The organism is Chitinophaga sp. GbtcB8, from assembly GCF_019091455.1.
Classification (GTDB): Bacteria; Bacteroidota; Bacteroidia; order Chitinophagales; family Chitinophagaceae; genus Chitinophaga.
In genome coordinates this window covers 66,468-89,281 of the sequence record NZ_JAGXJN010000038.1, presented here as the reverse complement: position 1 = coordinate 89,281, position 22,814 = coordinate 66,468, and the positions used below count along the sequence as shown (strand labels likewise).

At 46.7% G+C, this 22,814-nt stretch carries 22 protein-coding genes; 8 read left to right on the top strand and 14 right to left on the bottom strand.

The window, feature by feature from the left end; translation table 11 throughout:
• Nucleotides 1-579: 3-hydroxyacyl-CoA dehydrogenase family protein (locus KVT36_RS25985; protein ID WP_254640204.1), on the bottom strand; the 579-nt coding region annotated here is incomplete at its 3' end.
• Between the two features lie 141 nt (nt 580-720).
• Entirely contained in the window at nt 721-1,368 is a 648-nt protein-coding gene (locus KVT36_RS25980; protein ID WP_217606365.1) for a carboxypeptidase-like regulatory domain-containing protein, read from the bottom strand.
• 134 nt (nt 1,369-1,502) lie between these two features.
• Between KVT36_RS25980 and KVT36_RS25975 the strand changes: the two genes are divergently transcribed.
• Nucleotides 1,503-2,600, top strand: coding sequence for an Mrp/NBP35 family ATP-binding protein (locus KVT36_RS25975; protein ID WP_217606364.1), 1,098 nt, complete (start codon nt 1,503-1,505; stop codon nt 2,598-2,600).
• Between the two features lie 4 nt (nt 2,601-2,604).
• Complete coding sequence (locus KVT36_RS25970) at nt 2,605-3,219, top strand: FMN-binding negative transcriptional regulator (RefSeq protein ID WP_217606363.1); 615 nt, start codon at nt 2,605-2,607, stop codon at nt 3,217-3,219.
• Nucleotides 3,220-3,359: 140 nt separating this feature from the next.
• Here KVT36_RS25970 and KVT36_RS25965 read toward each other — a convergent pair whose 3' ends face one another.
• The gene (locus KVT36_RS25965) at nt 3,360-4,718 is read right to left on the bottom strand and encodes a Gfo/Idh/MocA family protein (protein ID WP_217606362.1); all 1,359 of its coding nucleotides are present in this window, start codon (nt 4,716-4,718) and stop codon (nt 3,360-3,362) included.
• Between the two features lie 86 nt (nt 4,719-4,804).
• On the bottom strand, nt 4,805-5,713 hold the full coding sequence (locus tag KVT36_RS25960; protein WP_217606361.1) for a sugar phosphate isomerase/epimerase: 909 nt from the start codon (nt 5,711-5,713) through the stop codon (nt 4,805-4,807).
• A 380-nt stretch (nt 5,714-6,093) separates the two neighbouring features.
• Here KVT36_RS25960 and pyrF point away from each other — a divergent pair, with 380 nt between their 5' ends.
• A complete protein-coding gene (gene pyrF / locus KVT36_RS25955) occupies nt 6,094-6,918 on the top strand; it encodes an orotidine-5'-phosphate decarboxylase (protein WP_217606360.1) in 825 nt (274 codons plus the stop codon).
• Nucleotides 6,919-6,998: 80 nt separating this feature from the next.
• Here the strand turns inward: pyrF and KVT36_RS25950 are convergent, their stop codons facing one another.
• The 4 genes from KVT36_RS25950 to KVT36_RS25935 form a co-directional block, all read right to left on the bottom strand.
• A complete protein-coding gene (locus tag KVT36_RS25950; RefSeq protein ID WP_217606359.1) occupies nt 6,999-8,294 on the bottom strand; it encodes a RagB/SusD family nutrient uptake outer membrane protein in 1,296 nt (431 codons plus the stop codon).
• Nucleotides 8,295-8,311: 17 nt separating this feature from the next.
• Nucleotides 8,312-11,419, bottom strand: a complete 3,108-nt coding sequence (locus tag KVT36_RS25945; RefSeq protein ID WP_217606358.1) for a SusC/RagA family TonB-linked outer membrane protein — start codon at nt 11,417-11,419, stop codon at nt 8,312-8,314.
• A 159-nt stretch (nt 11,420-11,578) separates the two neighbouring features.
• Nucleotides 11,579-12,325: a DeoR/GlpR family DNA-binding transcription regulator gene (locus KVT36_RS25940; RefSeq protein WP_217606357.1), complete on the bottom strand. Its 747-nt coding sequence runs from the start codon at nt 12,323-12,325 to the stop codon at nt 11,579-11,581.
• A 400-nt stretch (nt 12,326-12,725) separates the two neighbouring features.
• Nucleotides 12,726-13,154, bottom strand: coding sequence for a YciI family protein (locus tag KVT36_RS25935; protein WP_217606356.1), 429 nt, complete (start codon nt 13,152-13,154; stop codon nt 12,726-12,728).
• 71 nt (nt 13,155-13,225) lie between these two features.
• Between KVT36_RS25935 and KVT36_RS25930 the strand changes: the two genes are divergently transcribed.
• Together KVT36_RS25930 and KVT36_RS25925 are read left to right on the top strand one after the other, a co-directional pair.
• Nucleotides 13,226-14,404, top strand: a complete 1,179-nt coding sequence (locus KVT36_RS25930; protein ID WP_217606355.1) for an acyl-CoA dehydrogenase family protein — start codon at nt 13,226-13,228, stop codon at nt 14,402-14,404.
• Between the two features lie 8 nt (nt 14,405-14,412).
• Complete coding sequence (locus tag KVT36_RS25925; protein WP_217606354.1) at nt 14,413-15,423, top strand: FAD:protein FMN transferase; 1,011 nt, start codon at nt 14,413-14,415, stop codon at nt 15,421-15,423.
• Between the two features lie 90 nt (nt 15,424-15,513).
• Here the strand turns inward: KVT36_RS25925 and KVT36_RS25920 are convergent, their stop codons facing one another.
• The 4 genes from KVT36_RS25920 to KVT36_RS25905 form a co-directional block, all read right to left on the bottom strand.
• The gene (locus tag KVT36_RS25920; RefSeq protein ID WP_217606353.1) at nt 15,514-16,134 is read right to left on the bottom strand and encodes an OmpW family outer membrane protein; all 621 of its coding nucleotides are present in this window, start codon (nt 16,132-16,134) and stop codon (nt 15,514-15,516) included.
• Nucleotides 16,135-16,160: 26 nt separating this feature from the next.
• A complete protein-coding gene (locus KVT36_RS25915; RefSeq protein ID WP_217606352.1) occupies nt 16,161-16,802 on the bottom strand; it encodes a DUF4136 domain-containing protein in 642 nt (213 codons plus the stop codon).
• Nucleotides 16,803-17,172: 370 nt separating this feature from the next.
• Complete coding sequence (locus KVT36_RS25910; RefSeq protein ID WP_217606351.1) at nt 17,173-17,799, bottom strand: HAD family phosphatase; 627 nt, start codon at nt 17,797-17,799, stop codon at nt 17,173-17,175.
• A gap of 47 nt (nt 17,800-17,846) precedes the next feature.
• Nucleotides 17,847-19,091: a DUF2130 domain-containing protein gene (locus KVT36_RS25905; RefSeq protein WP_254640206.1), complete on the bottom strand. Its 1,245-nt coding sequence runs from the start codon at nt 19,089-19,091 to the stop codon at nt 17,847-17,849.
• Nucleotides 19,092-19,805: 714 nt separating this feature from the next.
• Between KVT36_RS25905 and KVT36_RS25900 the strand changes: the two genes are divergently transcribed.
• A complete protein-coding gene (locus KVT36_RS25900) occupies nt 19,806-20,033 on the top strand; it encodes a hypothetical protein (protein WP_217606349.1) in 228 nt (75 codons plus the stop codon).
• A gap of 207 nt (nt 20,034-20,240) precedes the next feature.
• Here the strand turns inward: KVT36_RS25900 and KVT36_RS25895 are convergent, their stop codons facing one another.
• Entirely contained in the window at nt 20,241-20,477 is a 237-nt protein-coding gene (locus tag KVT36_RS25895; protein ID WP_217606348.1) for a PepSY domain-containing protein, read from the bottom strand.
• Nucleotides 20,478-20,846: 369 nt separating this feature from the next.
• Between KVT36_RS25895 and KVT36_RS25890 the strand changes: the two genes are divergently transcribed.
• Nucleotides 20,847-21,224 carry a hypothetical protein gene (locus KVT36_RS25890; protein WP_217606347.1) on the top strand — a complete coding sequence of 126 codons (378 nt, stop codon included), beginning with the start codon at nt 20,847-20,849 and terminating at the stop codon, nt 21,222-21,224.
• Nucleotides 21,225-21,357: 133 nt separating this feature from the next.
• Nucleotides 21,358-21,627, top strand: coding sequence for a hypothetical protein (locus KVT36_RS25885; RefSeq protein WP_217606346.1), 270 nt, complete (start codon nt 21,358-21,360; stop codon nt 21,625-21,627).
• A gap of 136 nt (nt 21,628-21,763) precedes the next feature.
• On the opposite strand, the gene KVT36_RS25880 is transcribed toward KVT36_RS25885, so the two are convergent.
• Entirely contained in the window at nt 21,764-22,636 is an 873-nt protein-coding gene (locus KVT36_RS25880; protein ID WP_217606345.1) for an AraC family transcriptional regulator, read from the bottom strand.
• Nucleotides 22,637-22,814: the final 178 nt, after the last annotated feature.

Here is a 22,814-nt window from a genome sequence, read left to right as displayed (position 1 = left end):
CACCAGGATGCGGTTAGCAATAACGCCCGGGTAATCATTCACCACGCAGGGCACTTTCTCCAGCTTTTCAGACAGCGTTACAATGGTGCGGGTAACTTCCGCATCCGTAGCATAACCGTTAATGACCTCTACCAGTTTCATAACCGGTACGGGATTCATAAAGTGCATGCCTATTACTTTCTCCGGCCTTTTGGTGGCTGCAGCAATGCGGGTAATGGAAATAGAGGAGGTATTGGTGGCCAGTATCGCATCTGCCGGCGCGTGCTGGTCCAGCTCTGCAAATATTTTCAGTTTCAGGGTAATGTTTTCCGTGGCTGCTTCTACTACCAGCCCTGCGTTCTTAACACCGTCTGCAAGGGAAGTATAGGTAGTAATGTTTTGCAGGGTTTCGGTTTTCACGATTTCGTTAATGCTGCCTTTGGCCACCTGCCGGTCCAGGTTTTTCCCGATAACGCCCAAGGCTTTTTCCAGCGCAGGCGCAGAAACATCTATCAGGTTTACTTTATAATTATGCTGTGCAAATACGTGGGCTATGCCGTTTCCCATAGTTCCGGCGCCAATAACAGCTATTTGTTGCATGCGTTTTTGTTTTAGTGTTCGATAACAATGTCCAGATATGCAAATGTGCAGATGTGCAAATATGAGAAAATTTCAGGTACAAACATTTTTGCAAATGTCAATCCATCTGCCCATCTGCATATTTGCATATCTGCACATTAACTAATCGTCTTTTCTTTTGAAATCGCCCCGTTTCCAGGCCTGTATGAATTGTGCCCAGGCCAGCGGGTTAAAGATATTCTGGGGTGGCTGCTGCCCGGCGTAATAGAGGGATTGCGCCTGTTTTTTCATGTACATGTTCGACGCCTCACGCCCGTCCACCGGCAAATAACGCGCCAGGGCCCGCATTCTGGCGGCATCCGTATTCTTACGGGCTATTTCATATTCATCATCGGGTATATCATCGCCAATGAAAGCTTTTTCAAATTCTTCTTTGGTGGGGTAGGGCTTAATGATGGTTACCGGCAGGTAAGTAGTATCCTCCACCATCAGCTGTATTATGGAAAAATTATTGCCTTTCAGGTCAGTAGGTATGCGGAACACTTTCCTTTTGAAACCTACCGCTGTGAACGACAAGGTATCTCCTTTAAACGCCACAATGGAAAATACACCCTGGCTATTGGAGATGGTACCCCGGCCCTGGCCTCTTATTACCACGCTTACTGCCGGAATGGCCCGCAGGCTGTCTGCCGTCATAGTAATACCGGAGATCTGGATAATACTGTCTTTGAACTGCGTGAATTGCGCTTTCAGCAGGAAGGGAGATAATAAGAAAAAGAATAACAGTATGTAGGAACTAATCTTTCGCATGTGGTCCTAAGATAAAAGAAATTGTCAAATGTTCCATTGCTTATGACCACATTGACAAAAACTATAATTTATAGCCCAAATTAACCCCCGATTAGGTTAACTTTGCAGTCTGGAATCAAATTTAACAACTTTTTATGATCACAAAAGAGCAGGTGTTACAGGCTTTGAGCAATGTAGAAGAACCGGACCTTGGCAAAGACCTGGTAACACTGAACATGGTGAAAGACATAGAGATAGACGGCAATAAAGTAACATTTACCGTAGTACTTACCACGCCCGCCTGCCCGCTGAAAGATATGATCCGCAACGCCTGTATCACCGCCATCCACCTGATGGTGAGCAAAGAGGCGCAGGTGCAGGTGAATATGACCGCCAACGTAAACTCTAACCGTAAAGACGGCAGAGCTGTATTGCCTAACGTTAAAAATATTATTGTAGTAGCTTCCGGTAAAGGCGGCGTAGGTAAATCCACTGTAGCGGCCAACCTGGCGCTGGCCCTGGCAGAAGGCGGCGCCACCGTGGGGTTGATGGATGCCGATATTTACGGCCCCTCTGTACCCATTATGTTTGGCGTACGTGGTGAAAGGCCTTTAATGACTAATGTGGATGGTAAAGGCATGATAGTGCCGCTGGAAAAATACGGTATTAAGCTGATGTCTATCGGGTTGCTGATAGATGAAAAGCAGGCCGTGGTTTGGCGCGGCCCCATGGCCAGCAGCGCACTGCGCCAGTTTATTACGGATGTATACTGGGGCGATCTGGATTACCTGGTAATTGATATGCCGCCCGGCACCGGCGATATTCACCTGACGCTGGTACAAACCGTTCCGGTTACCGGCGCAGTGATTGTAACCACCCCGCAGGACGTAGCCCTGGCCGATGCTAAAAAAGGCATCATGATGTTCAATGGCCAGCAGGTGAATGTACCCATCATTGGTTTGGTGGAGAACATGTCCTACTTCACACCGGCAGAGCTGCCCAATAACAAATATTACATTTTTGGAAAAGACGGTGGTAAACGCCTGGCAGAAGATATGGAAATTCCTTTCCTGGGACAGGTACCCCTGGTGCAAAGCATCCGCGAAGGCGGTGATGAAGGCGAGCCGGTAATGGTAGGCAAAGATGAGATCACGAAAAATGCGTTCATTGAATTTGCCGGTAATGCTGCCCGCAGCATAGCCATGCGCAATGCCAATATGGAGCCAACGAAGATCGTAGAAATAGTATTGTGATCTTATGCACGTTCCTAAAATAAATCAGGAAACCAACTGGCAGGAGATCTCCTCCTTTATCCGCGAAAACGGTTTTGGTATCCTGGTCAATGTAGCTGCCGGTACGCCGTTGGCCACACATATTCCCATTGAGCTGGAGGAAAAGGCAGATGGGGCTTTTGTGCTGAAAGGACATATCGCAAAAAATAACCCGCAGTGGGAGAGCTTTACCAGCGGCCCGGCCCTGGCTATTTTCACAGCCCCGCATGCATACATCTCCTCTTCCTGGTATGAGAAGGAGAAGATACCCACCTGGAATTACATTGCGGTACACATCTATGGCCCCATGCGCATTTTAACGGACGAAGAATTAGCAGCGTCTCTTGAAAAGCTGATGAACCATTATGAGGCCGCCTCCGAACATCCCGTGCATTTGCACGACATCCCGGAAAAAGAATTACACAATAACCTCAAAGCTATTGTAGGTTTTGAAATGACGATAGCAGATGTGCAGGCACGTTATAAGCTCAGCCAGAATAAGAATGATCGTGATTATAACAGCGTGATCCATCACCTGAAACAACGTGGCGATGAAGATGCGCTGCGGATTGCGGAGGAGATGGAGAAACGGAGGAAATGATAGGGCTGACCCAAAAGAATGTAAAATCATAAATGTAAAATTTTAAATGTAAAAGTGAAATGCCGCGAACATGAGTCAGTACTCGTATCGCGGCATTTCACTTTTACATTTATGATTTAAAATTTTACATTTTGCATTCTTTACATAATAAACGCTTTCCCGCCTACCATCACTTCCTGCTTGCCTTCATCAAACGTTGCTTTCTGGCCGGTGCGGTAAGCAGCGTTGCCCATGATCAGTGCAATAGAGTGGGAGTAAGCCGCTTCTATGGGCGCATTGGTTTCCTTACGGGAACGTACACACTCCATCCAGTTACGCACATGCCCGTTGGTTAATGCATCACCGCCGGTATTGGCGCTGGTAGTAGCTTTAACAGCATCGCTGGCCAGGGTAATATCCGGCAGCAGGTTGGCATGCATGCCCATTTCCTGCGCTTCCCTTTCTGTTAAGCCGCCGGTATGGCTGATCTTATTGCTATCCATATCAATGGTGCCGCCGTTGGAGAAATAGATCTCTTTAATACCGCCGGCAGAGTTATGGAAGCGGGAGCTGTACATTACCTGGAAGCCGCTCTTGGGATCATCTTCCGGCCCGTACTCAAACACTGCGGTTAAGGTATCTGCATTTGCACGGCCGTCTTTCCATACATAAATGCCGCCATTAGCTACAGCAGAACGGGGATGTTTCAATCCGCTGAACCAGTGTACGGTATCTATCTGGTGGGTCATCCACTGGCCAAAAATGCCGCTGGAATAAGGCCAGAACAGGCGGAACTCCAGGTATTTGCGCGGATCCCAGCTATCCTGCGGGCGGCCTGCCAGGAAGCGTTTCCAGTCAGTATCAGATTCACGGATGGATTTTACCAGTTCAGGACGGCGCCAGCGGCCGGGCTGGTCCACGTTCCAGGTCATTTCCACCATAGTAATAGGCCCGAATTTGCCTTCTTTTATAAAGTTAGCAGCAGCATGGTAGCTGGGGCCACTGCGGCGTTGCGTACCTACCTGGAATATTTTGCCGGAGCCTTTTACCGCTTTCAGCGCAGCGCGTGCATCCTCCATGGTTTCAGCAAAAGGTTTTTCGCAGTACACATCCATTTTATGGCCTACTGCCTCAATGGTATGGTAAGCATGCTGGAAGTCAGCCGTGGCAATGATCACTGCATCCAGGTCTTTATTCTTGTACAGTTCATCATTATTCACATAGGTCTGTATGCTATGGCCTGTTTTATTTTCCAGGAAAGCTTTGCCTTCATCGCGGCGGCGGTTCCAGATATCAGATACGCCGATCAGGTCAAAGTTCAGCTCCTTGTTGTTGGCAAAAAAACAGGGAAGCAGCGCCTGGCGCGCCCTGTCTGAAAAGCCTACCAGTCCTACATTTACACGGTCATTAGCGCCCAGGATACGCGCATAGCTGCTGGCTGGCATACCCATAGCAGTGAGGGTGATACCGGCCCCGCCCATAATAGATTTTTTCAGGAAATCACGACGTGAGTTGTTCATATAACAGATAATTTTTTGAGCTGTCAGCTGCCGGCGTTTAACCGTTAGCCGTTAATATGTACCAGTTTTAAAATTGTATGAGGTTGTTAGTCCTTATAAGTTTCTTCCAGCTGTTTTTGTAAATATTCCAGTGCCGGTTTAGCCTGCGCAGCCATGTTATCCCAGCGGCATTCCACCATAATGCGGCCCTCAAAGCCAATGCGGTGCAGGGCAGCAAAGTAGGGGCGGAAATCCTGTTGGGCTACACCCGGTGCAGCGCGTTTTTCCCTTTCTGCAATATGGCAGTGCACCAGGTTACCGCGGGCATTGTCAATATGGGCTGCGGGTTCATGTTCCATTAACATATGGTACATGTCGGCCGTTAGTTTAAAATTCGGATGGTGAACGCCGTTCACCACTTCATTCGCCTCTTCCAGCGTATTTACAAAATTGGTTTCCGTGCGGTTCAGGCATTCTATAGCAATAATGCGGTCATAACGCGCCGCTACTTCCGCCATTTTGCGGCAAAGCGTTATAAATTCCTTTTTCACCACGGCATGATCCACGCCCTCCGGTATTCTACGGGCCTCGCCGCTGCCCAGCACTATCAGCTGTATGCCGGCTTTTTGCGCACGTTGCATTACCGTATCTATATAACCCAGTACCCGGGCCTCATTTACCTGCGGTCCCACAATTTTAATAGTACCGGGAATAAAACCGTTACAGGTTTCTACTTTGCAGCGGGTATGCTGCAGGTCGGCTACCTGCGCCTTAAACTGCTCCTCGCTCACCGTGGGCGCAAGCAGGTGGCTTACCCCATCTTCTATATATACATAACCGGCTGGGCCAAATATGCTGTCGTTCTTATAACTGCTGCAAACGCCAATAGAAGGCAACTTTTGTGCATTCGATTGCAGGGTCAGTGTCAGGAAGATGGAAAAGAGTAAAAAAAAGCGTTGTTGCATGGTAATTTTTTCAGTGAACGTGGAGGGTGCAGCCAGGCATGTACTGTTCATAAACGGGTGAAGATCAGGTCATGCGGTACTGCAGTTAACCTCTGGGTGTTATAATCTGCTTACGGTGGATAAGTTAATAAGTAAATCCGGAAGATCAAAATTTAAATGCCAGGCGGGCTGCTCCCTGCAATCCACATTCAGTACCCGGAATTGTGAAAAAATGATCGGCTGAATTTGCCAAAAATAGCAGAACTTTAATGGGTGAGTCTGATTTTGCCAACAGTAGCCATCATGCCAGAACAACAACCGAGTAACCCAGGAAGCTTACCTGTTAATATACGCAGTGGACAATGTGCCACGAACAATGGATCAAATCAAATATTTCAATCACCTGCAATGATTAAGTTTTGCTTAACTTTGCGCCCCAAATTTAACTGACTATGAATCGACAGGAATTAGTGGGCCTGATCAAGGAAAAACAATCTTATCTGTGTGTTGGCCTGGACACGGACATCCACAAGATCCCGAAACACCTGCTCTCACACGCAGACCCGGTATTTGCCTTTAACAAAGCCATTATTGATGCTACCCGCGATCTGTGCGTATCCTACAAGATCAACACCGCTTTTTACGAATGCATGGGCATGCGCGGCTGGGAAAGCTTACAACGTACGGTAGAATACATTCCCACCGGCATTTTTACCATTGCCGATGCCAAACGCGGCGACATAGGCAACACCGCCACCCAATATGCCAAAACATTCTTTGATACCTATAATTTCGACGCTGTTACCGTAGCCCCTTACATGGGCCGCGACAGTGTAGAACCCTTCCTGCAGTTTTCGGAAAAATGGGCCATTGTGCTGGGCCTTACATCCAACCAAGGCGCGCAGGACTTTCAAATGCAAAGGGTAGGAGATGAATACCTGTACGAAAAAGTGATCCGCACCACCATGGAATGGGGTACGCCTGATAACCTGATGTTTGTGGTAGGCGCTACGCAAACCTCGCAGCTGGCAGCTATCCGCCAACTGGCACCGGACAATTTTTTCCTGGTGCCCGGTGTAGGCGCACAGGGCGGCAGCCTGCAGGAAATATCTTCCCTGGCTATGAATAAAGATTGCGGATTGTTGGTGAATGCCAGCCGCGCTATAATCTATGCCGGTAACGGCGATGATTTTGCCGCAGATGCCCGCCAGGCGGCGCTGCAATACCAGCGGGAAATGGCGGAGTATTTATCGCAGGCAGTATCGCAAACAATGTAGGAAATAAGATATTGGAATAGCATAAAAAAAAAGAAGTAGGACGCTGATCCTACTTCTTTTTTTATGCTTATAACGTTTCCTCAAAAATCAGGATCCGCAGGTGTGTTGGGATTGTTATCCCTTTCAGCAAACGGATAGGGGAAAAAGTTCCTTCTGCGTTCTGTAAGCGGGCGGTTAAAGCGGCGCATATCTTCCATTTTCAGGCCGGACATATACAGCTCTATACAGCGGTTCTGATAAATAGCCGTAAGCAGCTGCGCCTGTGAAAGCGGGCCTGTAATGGCAGGTAAGGCAGCGCCAACACCCAGTGAATCTTCCGCAGCTTTTTTGGTAACCACTTTATTTAATTCGATCAACCCGTTTGTGAGATCATTCTTACGGGCATAACTTTCTGCTTTTATCAGGGTAATTTCTCCAGCTATGTAAATTGGAAAGGGCGTAGTGTTGTTACGGCCAAACCCATTGATCTTATAACGGGGAGCATTCCCGGTGGTGTCAATCCAGGTATAATAAAGCACCCGTTTATCCGCCATGTCAGGCCGCAGCCCTACGGGTAAGCCCAGGGTAGAATCTATAACCTGCCATACGTTGTTGGTAGAAGATGCAGTTTCCCAGATCGGATTCGGAAATACCGGGTCATACAGCATTAAAGCTGGTTTTAGCGTTACACTTTGCGCCGTGGCAAGCGCCAGGTCATAATTGCCGGCAAATAAAGCATACCGGGCTTTTAATGCCTTTAATGTGTTGGTAACATCTATGCCCTTTGGAATATTATTCATAAAACCGGTACTGGGTGCGGTGGCGGCTATGGTTGTTAAAGCCTGGTCAATCCAGCCAATGGCTTTATTAAAGCCTGCTACCCGGTCAATAAAAGATGCATTGGTAGTTAAGGTGCCTGCGCTATCTGGTGCTTGCTGCCAGTACATAGACATATTGCCCAGAGCCAACGCCTTAAAAATTGTTACATACCCGATTAAGCCACTGGCATAGGCTTTGTCATCCATGGTATTTGCATAGTCAATCACACGGTTGGCATCAAAAATAATCTTATTACTATTGGCCCAGATGTTGGCCAGTATGGTATTGGTGCCATCAACAGTACCGCCTCCAACGCTCAGCTGAAATTCCGGTACGTTCCCCTCATTACGCAACAACAGCTCATTGGTGCTGAAACCATTTGCCGTAACAATGTTATATAATGAGCCTGCGCGGTTGGTTGAATAAATACGTTGTAAACCCACCGCAACGGCTGTTACCGCCTGCGTGGAGGTGAAAACATCATCTTCTTTTGCTGCAGACGGGTTAGTGAAATCCTTTTTACAGGATACACTCAACAACGTACTGGCGATACAGATACCCGCTATTATTTTTTTCATACAATGCTTTTTAATAGTTAGAATTTTGCAGACAGGCCCACACTAAATGTTCTTGGCACCGGTACGGGGCCAAAGTCAATACCGCGTAAAACGGTACTTTGCCCGGCTGCATTCACTTCCGGATCGTAACCTTTGTAATTATCCCATGATATCAGGTTACGGCCGCTCACATTTACGGTCAGATCGCGGAAACCTTTGATCTTACCTATGTTGTAGCCGATATATACTTCGCGCAGTTTTACAAAAGACCCATCGTCAATACGCCACTGTTCTACACTGTATACACCGGATATATAACCGCGGGGCAGCTGTCCCAGGTACTCCTGTTCTGCTACTTTACCATTTCCTACGCCCTGGCGGGTGCGGAAGTCAGCGTTAAATACATCATTGCCCTGCACCGCATCTAACTGCACGCGTACGTTGAGTTTTTTATAGCTGAACTCATTCACCAAAGATGCCGTATAATCCGGGTTAGGATCACCTATGATCTTACGGAGCGTAGTACCGGTGGGCAGGCCTGCAGCATCACGTTGAGGTGTATACGATAAAGGACTGTTCTGTGTACCCTTTTCTATTTGCGGTATACCAGCTGCATTCTTCAGCTCAGCACCATTTGGATCCTGCGCAAAGAAAGAACCATAGAATACGCCGATCGGCTGGCCTTCCAGGATAGCCACTGGCGCGCCGCCATTGGTAGCATACAGGATCAGCGCCTGACCTATTTTCAATGCCTTGTTACGGTTACGGTTAAATATACCGGTTACGTCCCAACGGAAATTTTTGTTTACCACCGGCACCAGGTTCAGTACTACCTCTATCCCTTTGTTCTGGAGGGAACCAATATTGTTCTGGTAGCTGGAATAGCCGGTGGTAGGGGCTACCACGCGGTTCAGCAGCAGGTCATTCACCTTTTTGTTATAGTAGTTAAATTGTAAGCCAATGCGGTTATTCAGGAAAGCCATGTCTGTACCAATTTCAATTTCCTTCTGGCGTTCCGGTGCAACATTTTCATTAGCTAAAATAGTACTGCCTGCAAAAGATGTTTTTGAATTAAATGCATTAGGTGTATAAGAATTAAAACGGTCATACGCGCCAATACCGGTGAGGTTACCGGATTCACCGTAAGCGGCACGCACTTTCAGTAAGTTCCACCAGTTGTTTACGCTGGCATCTTTCCAGAAATCAGATTCTGATAACACATAGCTGCCGCTGGCTTTCACATATACCTGGTTGCGCTCATCCTTACCAAATACGGAAGAGCCATCCATACGCACCGCGCCGGTCAGGAACAGCTGGTTCCTGTACTGGAAGCCCTGCTGCAGGTACACACCGGAAATGGATATCTCACTGCGGCTGTCTGCCGTAGGTAAGGGAGTAGCTGCGCTGTTCACCGCCTCTACAAACGGCGCCAGGCCCCTGCCTTGTGTAAGCAGGTAGTTGTTCTTTTCATATTGTACAGAGTAACCTACCTGTGTGGTAGCGCCAAACTTGTCGGAGATATTCCATTTGTAGTTGGCGCTCAGGTCGTGGTTGATCTGGAAAAAGTTATCGGTAGCGGTACTGGCATAACCATTCTGCGTAGCATCCAGGGTAGGGCCGCCGCCAAAGAAACCAGTGCTTACATTGTAGGCAAAGGGCGGCATAAAGGTATTGCCCTGCTGGCTGTAGTTATCAATACCCAGGTTATAGCTCAGGGTAAGGTTCTTTACCGGGTACACTTTCAGGCCCACATTGGCCAGTACGCGGCTGGTTTGCTGTTTCTGCTTAAAATCTTCTATTACAGATACCGGGTTTACACGGCCTCTTTCACCTACTGCCTTCAGGTTGCCGGCAGCATCACGGGTAAAAATATCGTGCTCGTTGGCAATAATAGTAACAGAGTTCATGGGAGAGTAGAAAGAGTTCCCATCCGGCTTTTCATCCGCTGCGCTGTTAATGTAGTTCACACCGGCATTAAAGCTCATCCAGTCGGTGAGCTGCTGATCCAGGTTCAGGCGGAAGCTGTAACGCTGAAAATCTGTATTCTTAATAATGCCCTGGTTGTAGAAATAGGATGCAGAGGCATAATATTTTGTTTTGTCCCTGCCGCCGCTTACAGACACGTTATTATCTGTACCTAAACCGGTATGGAAAATATAGTCCTGGTAATCGTACCGCTGCACCGGTGTGGTATTGGTAAGCGTAGGGGTTAAGATGTCCTGCGTTTGCACATCCGGTGAGCCGCCGAATTTAATGGGCGCCTGGTTCACATCCAGCTTTTTACGCAGCTGGCTTACCATCATGCTGGTGGAGAAGCTTACCACCGGTGCGCTGGAGCTGCCCCTTTTGGTAAAGATCTGCACCACCCCTGCATTGGCGCGTGAGCCATAGATAGCGGCTGCTGCAGCGCCGTTCAGCACTTCTATATGGTCAATGTCGGCCGGATTAATATCCACCATCCTGTTCTGGCCAACAGTGCCAATAAAGTTAGCGCCGTCGTAAGTGCCGGCAGTATTGGTTACGCGGTTGGTGGCATTATTTACAATAATACCATCCACAATGTACAGCGGGTCAGAAGAGCCGGTAATAGTGCTGATACCCCTTAGCCTTACAGAGATGCCACCGGCAGGGTCGCCGGAGTTCTGCGAGATCTGCGCACCGGCAGTTTTGCCCTGCAGGGCTGCAAGGGCGTTACCGGTAGCGCCTTTGGTCAGCTGCTCTGCTTTCACCGTACTGATATAGTTACCTAATTGTTTACGGGTAGTACCTTCTGTAGTACCAGTCACCACTACTTCATCCAGGCCTAAAGCATCTTCAGACAGCTGGGTGATCATGCTGTAGGTGCTGGCATCGCCTATTTGTAAGGCTTGTTCTTTGCTGGCAAAACCAACGCCGGAGAATTTTACGGTATAGGAGCCGGGTTTTAAGGTGGCATTAAAGCTAAAGCCGCCATCTGTGCCGGTTACCGCGCCATAGGTAGTACTTTTTATTTGTACTGTGATGCCGGGTATGCCGGCGCCTTCGGGGCTGGTAACTTTACCGGCTATACGCACCTGCCCAAAGGCCTGCGTAACACTTAACCCGGTTAACAGGAAGAGGCATAATAGCCGCCATTTCCTGCATGCTGGTAATAACAAATTGTTCATAACTGTTTACAAGTTTAAATTTAGATGTACTACGATCTACGATCTTTAGATTTGATTGTGTGAAATGGAATCATTATCTACATTCATAAAAAATATATCACATAAGTGGAAGCCGCTACAGTCTTCGCTTTTAGCAGATCTAAAATCTGAGATCGTAGATTAAAGAATTTCCAGTCCTTGTTTTTTATAAGCGGATAATACCTGGCTATCTGGCGCCAGCTCAGTAACAAGTGTATGAATGCCGTGTATATCGCATACCTGTATGCGCTGTGCGGTATTCACCTTTTCTGCAATGGTAAGCGCTACTACCTTTTGTGCGCTGGTTACCATGGCCTTTTTAATTTGCATGACCTCCCAATCGTTTTCCGTTAATCCATGAGTAGCATCAATGGCGTTGGTCCCTAAGAAACAGATATCTGCTTTAATTTGTTTGATCTTGGCCTGCGCTTCACCCCCCACAGTGATCTGCGCATTTTTTGATAGTTTATCGCCTATGAGAATAATTTCAATGTTCGGATGCTGCATGTATTCAATGGCTGCCGTAAGGCTTACGGTAAAAAAGGTAGCTTTTAACTCCGGCGGCAATGCCCGGGCCAGCTCTATGATGGTAGTGCCCCCGGTGGTAAGCACAAACATGCCATCCTGGATCAGTTTTGCGGCTTTTTGCGCAATGCACTTTTTTTCATCCAGCGCGTATACCTGTTGTGCATGCACGGAGAAATGATATCCCTGTGATAAAGCCCCGCCATGTACTTTAATAAGCTTTCCCTGGTCTGCCAGCTCTGCCAGATCGCGCCGGATGGTATCTTCCGATACCTTGATCTCCTGGCTCAGATCGGCAGATAATACCCGGTTATGCAGGTTTACCTGGTGAAGTATATAGGTTTGCCTTTCTTTTTTAAGCATAACGGAACAGCGAAATAGACATTGGTTACTTTAATATCGGCACAAAAACGCAAACAAACAAGCAAAAAGAAGCAAGTGATAGTAAAAAACCTGCAAAAACCTGCAAACTAATCTTGTGGAGGATAAGAAAATATTGAAAGTTGAAGGGCCTGTTTCCCGTGTCTTTCCCATGAGTTTCTCATGAGTTTCCCTACTGGATCCCATGTTTTTCCCTAGTGAATCCCTAGTGAAGTTCATGAGCAGTCCATATTAAAAGCGCATGCATTTCTTATTAAAGACGCATCGCACCTCAGGTAAAAGCGCATAGAAACAGTAAAATCGTATGTAATTATAAATAGGCAGGTGGGTTACTCAAACATGCAGGGGAGCGTTCAGCATTTCGCATTCAGCGTTCAGCATTTTATTTAAACACGCAGTTTTTGGCAGTCCACCAGGGTTTTATTTCAAAGGCCAGGCGGCCGGTGATCACCGCAGTATCAGTACGTACAATATCTACCGCTTCGGCGCTGTCTGCACAATCCAGTATGAAAATGCCCCGCAGGTCGCCATCATCCCCAAAAGGGCCGGCTACCATCAGCTTGCCGGAAGCTGCCAGGCGGTTAATATTGGCCAGATGTTTATCTTGTATACGGGCTGCATCTGCTGCACGCTGGTTACGTTGTGGCCCCCTTTTCAGGAAAACCATCCAATACTTTTTCATTTCTACCTTAGGTGTATCGGAAACAGCTTTATTAGCAATGGAGCGGGTAACAGCAGTGGGTTTAAATGACACGATCAGTACAACCAAAAACCCTACCAGCAACATCGCAGGGAATAATTTGCTCGACATAACTCCCTTATTTTGGGCCCAAGTTACATCTAAAATCCTAAATCAGTATATTGCTGATAAAAGTGATTCACATGGGGAAAGATCTTTTCCAGTCGCCAGATTACTTTGCAGTAGATGCGTTGTTAACCGAAGAACATCTGCTAGTCCGCGATGCGGTACGCCAGTGGGTAAAAAAGGAAATATCACCGGTTATTGAAGACTATTGCCAGCAGGCTACCTTCCCGTCCAAGATCATTCACGGGCTGGGACAGCTGGGGTGTTTGGGTCCTACCATTCCCACAGAATACGGTGGGGGCGGGCTGGATCATATTGCCTACGGGCTTATGATGCAGGAGCTGGAACGGGGCGATAGCGGTGTGCGGTCCACCGCCTCTGTACAGGGATCCCTGGTAATGTATCCTATTTTTACTTTTGGCAGCGAAGAGCAGAAACGTAAATACCTGCCCAGGCTGGCCACCGGTGAAATGATGGGCTGTTTTGGGCTCACAGAGCCGGACCATGGCTCTAATCCCGCCAGTATGATCACGCATTTTAAAGCAGACGGGGATTATGTGATCCTGAATGGCGCCAAAATGTGGATCTCCAATGCTCCCTTTGCAGATATTGCCGTAGTATGGGCCAAGGATGACCAGGGCGATATCCGCGGCATTATAGTAGAAAGGGGCATGACCGGCTTCACCACCCCGGAAACCAAGGGCAAATGGAGCCTGCGCGCCAGCGCCACCGGCGAGCTGGTATTTGATAATGTACGCGTACCTAAAGCCAATATATTACCGAATGTTAAAGGGCTGAAGGGACCTTTGAGCTGTTTGTCCTCCGCCCGTTACGGCATTGCCTGGGGCGTAATAGGCGCTGCCATGGACTGTTATGATACTGCCCTGCGCTACGCCAAAGAAAGGATCCAGTTTGACCGTCCCATTGCCGGTTTTCAGCTTACGCAAAAAAAGCTGGCGGAAATGATCACGGAGATCACCAAAGCACAGCTGCTGAACTGGCGCTTAGGTGTATTGAAGAATGAAGGGAAAGCAACGCCTGCACAGATCTCCATGGCTAAAAGGAACTCCTGCGAAATAGCTGCCAACATAACCCGCGATGCCCGCCAGATCTTAGGCGGCATGGGCATTACCGGCGAATATCCCATTATGCGCCACATGATGAACCTGGAAAGTGTGAACACCTACGAAGGCACTCATGAAATTCACCTGCTGATCACCGGTATGGATATTACAGGTATTGATGCATTCCATTGAAACGAAGTATGAAGGTATTCTGCATCTTATTACTCATATCATATATCCTCTTTCCTGGTTCCACATTTGCGCAGCATTTACAGGTAAGTGAAGGCAAAGCCCAGGGTACTTATTACATTGTTAAATACATCAGCCGGGATACGGTATCGCTGCAAACCCGTATTGATTCTATTTTTTCGGCCATCGACCGATCCTTATCATTATACCAGCCCGGATCATTGATCTGCCAGTTTAATGCCGGCCGGCAGGTGCAGATGGATGCGCATATGCAGGCCGTTATTACCCGTGCTTTGCAGGTAAGCCGCGCTACCAGCGGTGCATTTGATGTTACTGTAAAGCCGCTGGTGGATGCCTGGGGTTTTGGCCCTGTGAAACCGGCCTGGCAGGGTATACCGCCGGCAGATACCCTGCAGCAGCGTTTACAGCTGGTAGGTTATCGCTATTTGCAGGTGAACGGGTCTGTGCTCAGTAAGCAAAAAAGCGGCGTGCAAATAGACTGTAACGGCATTGCACAGGGATACACGGTAGATGTGCTGGGCCGCTTCCTGGAGCAGCAGGGTATTGAAAATTACCTGGTAGATGTAGGCGGGGAATTATGCGCCCGTGGGCAGAACGCACAGCACAAAACCTGGAGCATTGGCATTGAAGGCCCATCGCCCGATAGCAGCGATTATCCTGTACAAACCTTATTATACCTTTCCAGCAAAGCCATTGCCACCAGCGGCAACTACCGCCGTTTTTTTGACCAGGGCGGTACCCGCTTTGCCCATACCATTGATCCGCACAGCGGGCAGGCCTTACATAATAATATTATCAGTGTAACGGTAATTGCCAAAGACTGTATTACGGCAGATGGTTTTGATAATGCCCTTATACTAATGGGGGTAGATAAAGCCCTGGCTTTCCTGCGCAGGTACCCGCAATACGGGCTGGAAGCGTATTTCATTTACAAAGATGCAGCGGGCAAAGTGCAGGAAAAATATTCTCCCGGTTTTAAAAAGTTCATGAGTGAAAGGTGAGCCTTCACTGCATAAAAAAGCCCCGCCAGCCTTCTGCTAGCGGGGCAACCGATATTTACACGGCTTCCCTTGATAGAATATGGACAAACTTTAGTTGATATGCCAGCGCAAACCAATATTTCCTTGTAACGTACTAAAGTTGGTGATCTCGGCTAATTTGTAGGAAGCGTAGTTGTATTCGATACTTGCATTAAATAATAACGGCGAAGCTTTGCCAAATGGTATATTAATTCCTAATTCCGGGCTGACCATAAAATGCCAGCTGTTATCCTTATCTACAAATTCACCCCAGTATTTCTCGTAATTCATATTGGCCGCTCCTATACCTAACGACGCATAGGGTATAACTATTGCATCCGGCTTGGTAAATTGATATTGTATTGTGGCCAGAGCCGGTATTACCTGCAAGGTACGTGTTTGTACTGCAGAAATATCGCCACCCTTTGTAGGATATACCGCGCGGGGCGCTCTTTCATAAAAATCCTGGAAGCCGCTTTTTATACCTACCCCGATCTGGTCGGAGATCATGTATTGCAGGCCGGCCTGCCATCCGCGGAAGCTGGTTTTATCACTATAATCCTTCACAGAACCAAAGGGTTGTGCAATGGAATAATTAATATTAAAGGACAAAGGAGGGCGTACCTGTGCGGATGCAGCCTGCATACCCAGGCACCCTGCTATGATCAAGATCCAATTCTTTAAGCGTAACATCGTCTTCAGTTTTAAAGTAACTACTATTATTTCTTCAGGTAAGCTGATTGCGCAAATGCGGCGGTCACCATGTTAGTGATGTTATTACTGTCCCACACACCGGAACCTCTGAACATCGCATTCCATATAGCATTCAGCTGCTTATCCGCCTGGGCGTTCTTCAGGTCCACCAGGTCAATGGATACGGCCCGCTCTTTATAGTACACGGTGTAATAAGAGGGGAAGTAATAACCATAACCGGGATAGCCCCAATAGAACGGATCGTAATAACCGCCCCAGCCAGACCAGTAGCCGGCATCGTAATAGCTGCTGCTGTAGGTATCATCAATACGGGTCAGGTTCACGGCCAGCTGCGGTTTTGCAGCTTTATCCACCAGGGTATAACCTCTTGCCTGCATGGCCGATTTTACAGCTGCTATCAATTGTTTATCGTAGTCTGTGAGCGCACGTTTTGCCTCTGTACCATTGCTGGCTACCGCCACAGAATCTACAATGCTGAAAGTAGCGTAGGAACTAAAATTTGCTGTACTATCCCGGTTGGTAATATAGATCCGGGACTCTTCATCCGTCATATCATTCAGCGGATCTTTACGGCAGCTATTGAGGGAAATCAGGGTGGTAAAGGCTACCGCAGCACTCATGATAAACCAAAGTCTTCTCTTTTTCATCTCTCTTGAAATTTAATTTTGTTGATCAGATAGCTGATCCCTGCATGCAATATTTCTCCTATGCCGCTTCCACAGCCGCAGGTAACCAAATGTGGTTTCCGGAAGTGCATAGAAATATTGTTCTGCACGGTTTCGCGTTTAATACTCCTTTGTGGTTCTAGTGCCTCACCAGATCTTGATCATACACTAAGTATGCCAAATCCAGTATACGTACGGGTTTGACAGAATAGTTAGGAAAGCTTACCAGCGTTTTATATTCAACGCATTAGAATCCCGTATGGTTACAGAAGTTTATTGTAGAAATGTTAATGTCTTCCTAATATTTTGTTAAGTAGATAATTGATCAGGGTCTTATGTATAACGTCCGGTATTAACTTAAAATTGCTTTAGCTGTGAGTACTTGTTTAAGCTGATCAGGAGAGGTGAAGTGAATGCTTTCTATACCGCAGGCTTCAGCGGCAGTAACATTGCGCAGGTTATCGTCAATAAATAAGGCATCGGCTGCATTAACGTGGTAGCGGTTCAACAATAGCTCATAAAAACAGGCGTGGGGTTTCCTCATTTTTTCACGGCCGGATACCACAATGCCATCAAACAACTGCAGAAAGGGGTATTGGGTGAGCGCAATAGGGAAGGTTTCGTTAGACCAGTTGGTGAGCGCATATAATTTATACTGGCCGGTGCTTTTAAGCTGCTCCAGGATGGCTACGGTATCATCAATAGTGCCGCCCAGCATTTCTTTCCAGCGGCCATAATAGGCACGGATCTGCGCTTCGTAACCGGGGTATTGCTTTACCAGCAGCTCCGTAGCGTCGGTGAGGGCCCTGCCGGCATCCTGCTCCTCGTTCCAGTCGGAGGTGCATATATTCCGCAGGAAATGTTCCGTTTCCGCGGGGGTGGAAAATATCTTGTTGAACAGGTACCGCGGATTCCAGTCAATAAGCACGGCGCCCAGGTCAAATATGATGGTAGCGTATTGTTTCTGATGGGTTTGCATATATTAAAGATAATAATAAATTAATAATATGGTAGCCCTTCTTTTTTTTATTTATCGTTGTCGGTACCCAGCAGCAGCTCATCTGCCGCATCTTCCAGCAGCTTCAGATCTACGGAGTCGGTGCCGGCAATACCTTCTACAGAACCTTTGATATGGGCGGCATTCAGCAATACTTTTTCCAGCTGTTTTTCGCGGGCCTTCCAGAGTTTTTCCATGGCTTCCCTTTCTTTTTGTATGGAGAGCTTCATGGCCTGGAAGCCTTCACGGATAGCTTTCCACTGTTCTGCAAACTCGCTGCTGGTAAGGTAGTTGTACAGCATGTGCATTTTATCGCCTTTATTCTCCTGGCTTTTCAGCGCGCCGGCTACTTTCATTACACCATCGCGCAGCACCAGGGCCAGGGCCTTTACTTCTGTAAAGGTGCAGATCCATATGCCATCACGGTCGCCAAAGCGGTCCATATCCCTGGGCATGGTTTGGGTAACCAGTATGGCTACATCCGCGCCCTGGCTGCGCATATCGGCTTTCAGCTTTTCTACCCATTCTTTTGAAAAATTTTTGGTGCGTTTGCTTTCATAAATGATCTTACCGCAGACCTGCCCAAACTGGTTGCGGATGGTTTGTATACAGTCGGCGCCTCTAACGCCTTTGCCTACTTCCAGCACTTCATCAAAAGGGAGGGCGGCCCGTAACATTTCTTCCAGCACCAGCTCCTGCTCTTCGCCCTGCAGCTGCATGGAGCCTTGTTCTGCGCGGCGTTTCATTTCTTCGGCCAGCTTGCGCTGGTCTTCCAGCTGTTTTTCCATTTCGCGCATGCGCAGCTGAAACTCTGATTCCCTTAGCTGGCTGCGTTCTGTTTCTTCTTTGCGGATCACTTCTGTAAGCTGGTTACGTGCTTCCAGGATCTTTCTTTGCGAGGCTATTTCCAATGCTTCTTCCTTATTGCGCAGCTCCTGTTCTTTGCGGAGGAAGTCCAGCTCCTGGCGGCGGGCCTCCCGTAGTTTTTCTTCCTGCTCCTGGTTGGTTTGCTGCAGCATACGCAGCTGGTTCTCAAAATCGGCGCTGAGGTTCTTGCGTATGTTGTCTGACAGGCTTTCCTGCATTTTTTCTTTTTCAGCAAGCAGGCGTTTATTCAGCTCTTCTTCCTGTGCCTGTTTCTGTAGCTCTATCTGCTGGCGTTGTTGTACCAGCTGTTGTTTTTCGGCTTGTAATCCTTCCATCCGTTTGCGCCACTCCGTCTCCATTTTACCCCGCATTTCCTTTTCAATGTCGGCGGCAAAAGCATCTTCCATCACAAACTGGTGTTTGCAATTAGGGCATGTGATTGATGTTCCCATAATTCAAAAGCAAGAATAGTGTTGATTTTTATGAATGTAATACAGCGCTACGCATTGTATCAGCGTGTAAAGGTAGGTAAAAACAAAAAAGGAAGGAGAACCTTCCCTTCCTGGTTAACATAGCAAAAAACAAACAATAAGGGGCGGGGATTGTGGCAAAGGCATAGGCTTCTTCTTCCAGTTGGAAACGCGCTGTCCGTTGCGTCATCCTGCGTATCGTGTAAAAATCCGGTTGTTAGAATGAATATAATTGATGGTTAAAACTTTGTACTTCGAATTTCGGGAAGAGATGTTAGGGGGAGGTTAAGCGGGGATTAAGGTATTGTTAAGAGGAATATACAGGATATGTTTTTTGAGAGCTGTGGAACCGTAAAAGGGAATTTAAGCGCCATATTGTGTATTGGAAATAGCGTACATTCTTTACACCTGACAGCCCCGGCATAAATCTTCCAAAAAAACTAAACATTATACCTTCCTCTGCTGTTAATAAGCTTGAGGCCACAAGGAAAGTTATAAGATTTACTCCCGAAGGGCTTACAAATTATTAATAGTATGAATAAGTGAGATATAATTATAAGATGATAAAAAGCGAAAATATGTAAGGAAAGCTAACGTTTATGGATCGATGAAAATTGATGAATTAGGTATCTTTTTTGCTATAGGTCTTGTATGGAAAAGCAACAATTAACTGTGCCCTATAAGGGAAACGAATATGATGTTTATCTGGCAATTGAGAAAAAACCAACGCTTCGCCGTATATCCGCGCAGGTAGGTGGTCAGGATATATTGTTTGTAGCCAATGACCAGGTTTGTTCACATGCCATCTATCGTGAAAGCATTATAGATGAAGGTTTGTTAACAGAGATCGGCAAACGCATTTGCAACGAGTATTTGTAACCTCTGACATTATTTCAAGAAGCTGCCTTCATCTATTGTTGAAGTATAAAAGGAGCTTAATTAATGGCCTTTATATCCTCAAAATAGCAAACCCGCCAAAATGGCGGGTTCTTTTTTTATAAGAAAGTGATTCATCCTAATAGTTGTAAATTTTAGAGCAAATAGCCGGATTTTTTCCGATTTACTGCTTCACTTTGTAAGATCCTGTTAATCCTGGCTAGGCGGCTGTTGCTGACCTACTTTGATAATATCGTCCAGGCTGGCCATAGGCGTGCCTTCCGGCATGGGCGGCGCTGCCTGGGCTTTCCCCTGCAGGTCCTCTATTTCCTCATAAAACACCAGCGGCAGGCCAGTGAGGCATAACATCAGAAGAAAGAGGGTGCAAATAAGGCTGGTCCACTTGTGTACAAGGAACCAGCGCTTTACATTTTTTACATTCGCCATATCGGGTAATATTAGAGTTAACAAACCCCACAGGAATCCGCCCGTCTTTCACATTGATACCATACAGTATTTGAAATACCATGTGAAATGATCATTCATCGCTTATAAAAACACTTGTTTGCCTTTCTCCCAGAAATGGCACGAAGCTAGAATACAGCCGTTGAGGTTGTTTGCGGGATGCGGAAAACGATTTACGCAATGGGGAAAATGGTGGCTTTGCGCACTCGTATAGGTTACTGAGGTAAAATTTTCGCTAATTGTACAGTTAGTATATATAAGGCACTTCCCCAAGTTGTTTCATCTGATAATGTGTGAATACTCATTCTGCACTTGGTACGGTACTTGTCTTTTAATCTGGTAAAAATAGTTATGAAGAACCTAATGCGAATTCTGGGCGCCTTGCTTATTGCCACGTTGATTTTTACTGTCGGATGTAGCAAGGATGATGACCCGGCAGACAACGATTTTTTTGTAGGAACCTACAACGGAAACATTACATTCAATAATGGCGATGAAACCATTACTGATAGCGATGGGCGTGTAACGGTAGTTAAGGTTGGAGACTCTTATTCATTTGATTTTGGAAGTAACATTCCCAATATTACAGGGGTGAAATTCCAGAAGAAAGATGACAATACTTATGTGAGTATAGGTGATGGGATCACAGGTATTACTGTTACCGCGAGCACGTTAAAGATGCTGGTATCAAACAATACTGGTACATGGACGGCAGATTGTACGAGATAGTCAGTTAAATTATTTTATGTTGTGAGGTTATAAAAATGGGGCCGGTCTAAAAGTACTTTTTACTTTCGGATCGGCCCCTTCAATTACCAGAAACCGGCTACTGGTGCTTAAGTTGTATCTTTGCAAAATGAAAATGAGTAATAAGGATATTCTGCGGTTTTCTGAGATCAAACTTTATTTCCTTGATCCGCCTTATACGTTCAAGATCCATAGTTATGCAGCGCCGCAGGTAGATGAGATCTTCACTATTCTCGAAAAGTATGCACCAATACCGGTAACCATTATGGATAGCCTGCTGGCGCTAAGATCATCGTTCATAGAAGCGGCTGATAATGTAGAGGCCACACGGAAGGTAATGAAACAGATAGCTGAGGTGATGAGCCTCTTAAACCGTACCAGATAGGGGGGGGATACACGGCGAATTTTCATCGCAAACCTCTCTTAAAATAAAAGATCCCGCTCAATGGTGGGATCTTTTATTATGTACCTGGGTTATAAATCATTTTGTGTTTGAAATCTTTTTTGAGGATCGCTCATTTCTATGAGGTAACTGATGCACGATACCGCAAAGGGGTAATACCTTTTTGCGCTCTGAAAATCGCAATGAAGTGACTTGGATTGGGATACCCAAGGCGGTAACTGATCTCGTTTACACTTAGATCTGTAAAATGTAATAAACGCTCTGCTTCCATTATGCAATGTTCCTGAATAACTGACATTGTTGATCTGCCGGTGAGTTGCTTTAATGTATCATTAAGATGAGCAGTAGAAATGGCAAGCTTTTCCGCATATTCGGAGGGTTTCTTCCACTCACTGTAATGCTGGTAAAGCAAGGCCAGGAATTGCTGTTTGATCTGTTGCGGCCTGTTCTTTTTTGGGCTCCCTGTTCCCGCAATATTTAAAGCCAGGCCATCTATAATGTGTAAAACGCCGGTTAATATGACTGCAATTGCTTTATGCCTCGTGTCCAAAGGCTGCTTATACAGAACCTGTATTACAGTTAATAATTTTTGAATCTGCTGAAAGGCGGCATCAGAAAGAGATTGGTACATCGGCAAAAGATCTTTACACCTGGTGTCCAGTTCGTTTCGTAATTGTGGATCAACTACGGCCGGATCAAAATCAATGATCCAGCCAGATATTGGCGTTTGCGGTGCAAGCAGATGCACCTGTCCGGGAAACACAATCATGAGAAAAGGCCCCTCTGCCCCGATTTCCTCAAAATCAATATTCCCACCTAGTTTTCCCTGCTCTACAACAATCAGCATGTAGTGGTCATCACGATGAGGAGAGGCAATACTGTGCTCACCGGAAACCTCAGTACCAGGGTCGAGTCTGCTAAGCTTGATACCCTTGGATCCCGGATCAGCCATGCGAAACTCAGGAATACGCACAATTTTCCTTTTTGCCATTTTTTACAAGCAGTATTGTTTTACGTCCCAGCCTCAAAAGCTGAAACCGGGTGTTAGCTACTAGCATATAAATGTATTGAAAATCCGCGATTCCTGATATAAATGCCCGTTATTCTGCTATTTTGAGATTAATCCTCCCTCTATCTTTGCATCCGAAGATTATAACATAAAGGAATAT

Bases quoted from the DNA above. Each gene is read 5' to 3' on its own strand.
- KVT36_RS25980 (WP_217606365.1), bottom strand. From the start codon at position 1,368: ATGCGAAAGATTAGTTCCTACATACTGTTATTCTTTTTCTTATTATCT.
- KVT36_RS25975 (WP_217606364.1), top strand. From the start codon at position 1,503: ATGATCACAAAAGAGCAGGTGTTACAGGCTTTGAGCAATGTAGAAGAA.
- KVT36_RS25970 (WP_217606363.1), top strand. From the start codon at position 2,605: ATGCACGTTCCTAAAATAAATCAGGAAACCAACTGGCAGGAGATCTCC.
- KVT36_RS25965 (WP_217606362.1), bottom strand. From the start codon at position 4,718: ATGAACAACTCACGTCGTGATTTCCTGAAAAAATCTATTATGGGCGGG.
- KVT36_RS25960 (WP_217606361.1), bottom strand. From the start codon at position 5,713: ATGAACAGTACATGCCTGGCTGCACCCTCCACGTTCACTGAAAAAATT.
- pyrF (WP_217606360.1), top strand. From the start codon at position 6,094: ATGAATCGACAGGAATTAGTGGGCCTGATCAAGGAAAAACAATCTTAT.
- KVT36_RS25950 (WP_217606359.1), bottom strand. From the start codon at position 8,294: ATGAAAAAAATAATAGCGGGTATCTGTATCGCCAGTACGTTGTTGAGT.
- KVT36_RS25945 (WP_217606358.1), bottom strand. From the start codon at position 11,419: ATGAACAATTTGTTATTACCAGCATGCAGGAAATGGCGGCTATTATGC.
- KVT36_RS25940 (WP_217606357.1), bottom strand. From the start codon at position 12,325: ATGCTTAAAAAAGAAAGGCAAACCTATATACTTCACCAGGTAAACCTG.
- KVT36_RS25935 (WP_217606356.1), bottom strand. From the start codon at position 13,154: ATGTCGAGCAAATTATTCCCTGCGATGTTGCTGGTAGGGTTTTTGGTT.
- KVT36_RS25930 (WP_217606355.1), top strand. From the start codon at position 13,226: ATGGGGAAAGATCTTTTCCAGTCGCCAGATTACTTTGCAGTAGATGCG.
- KVT36_RS25925 (WP_217606354.1), top strand. From the start codon at position 14,413: ATGAAGGTATTCTGCATCTTATTACTCATATCATATATCCTCTTTCCT.
- KVT36_RS25920 (WP_217606353.1), bottom strand. From the start codon at position 16,134: ATGTTACGCTTAAAGAATTGGATCTTGATCATAGCAGGGTGCCTGGGT.
- KVT36_RS25915 (WP_217606352.1), bottom strand. From the start codon at position 16,802: ATGAAAAAGAGAAGACTTTGGTTTATCATGAGTGCTGCGGTAGCCTTT.
- KVT36_RS25910 (WP_217606351.1), bottom strand. From the start codon at position 17,799: ATGCAAACCCATCAGAAACAATACGCTACCATCATATTTGACCTGGGC.
- KVT36_RS25905 (WP_254640206.1), bottom strand. From the start codon at position 19,091: ATGGAAGATGCTTTTGCCGCCGACATTGAAAAGGAAATGCGGGGTAAA.
- KVT36_RS25900 (WP_217606349.1), top strand. From the start codon at position 19,806: ATGGAAAAGCAACAATTAACTGTGCCCTATAAGGGAAACGAATATGAT.
- KVT36_RS25895 (WP_217606348.1), bottom strand. From the start codon at position 20,477: ATGGCGAATGTAAAAAATGTAAAGCGCTGGTTCCTTGTACACAAGTGG.
- KVT36_RS25890 (WP_217606347.1), top strand. From the start codon at position 20,847: ATGAAGAACCTAATGCGAATTCTGGGCGCCTTGCTTATTGCCACGTTG.
- KVT36_RS25885 (WP_217606346.1), top strand. From the start codon at position 21,358: ATGAGTAATAAGGATATTCTGCGGTTTTCTGAGATCAAACTTTATTTC.
- KVT36_RS25880 (WP_217606345.1), bottom strand. From the start codon at position 22,636: ATGGCAAAAAGGAAAATTGTGCGTATTCCTGAGTTTCGCATGGCTGAT.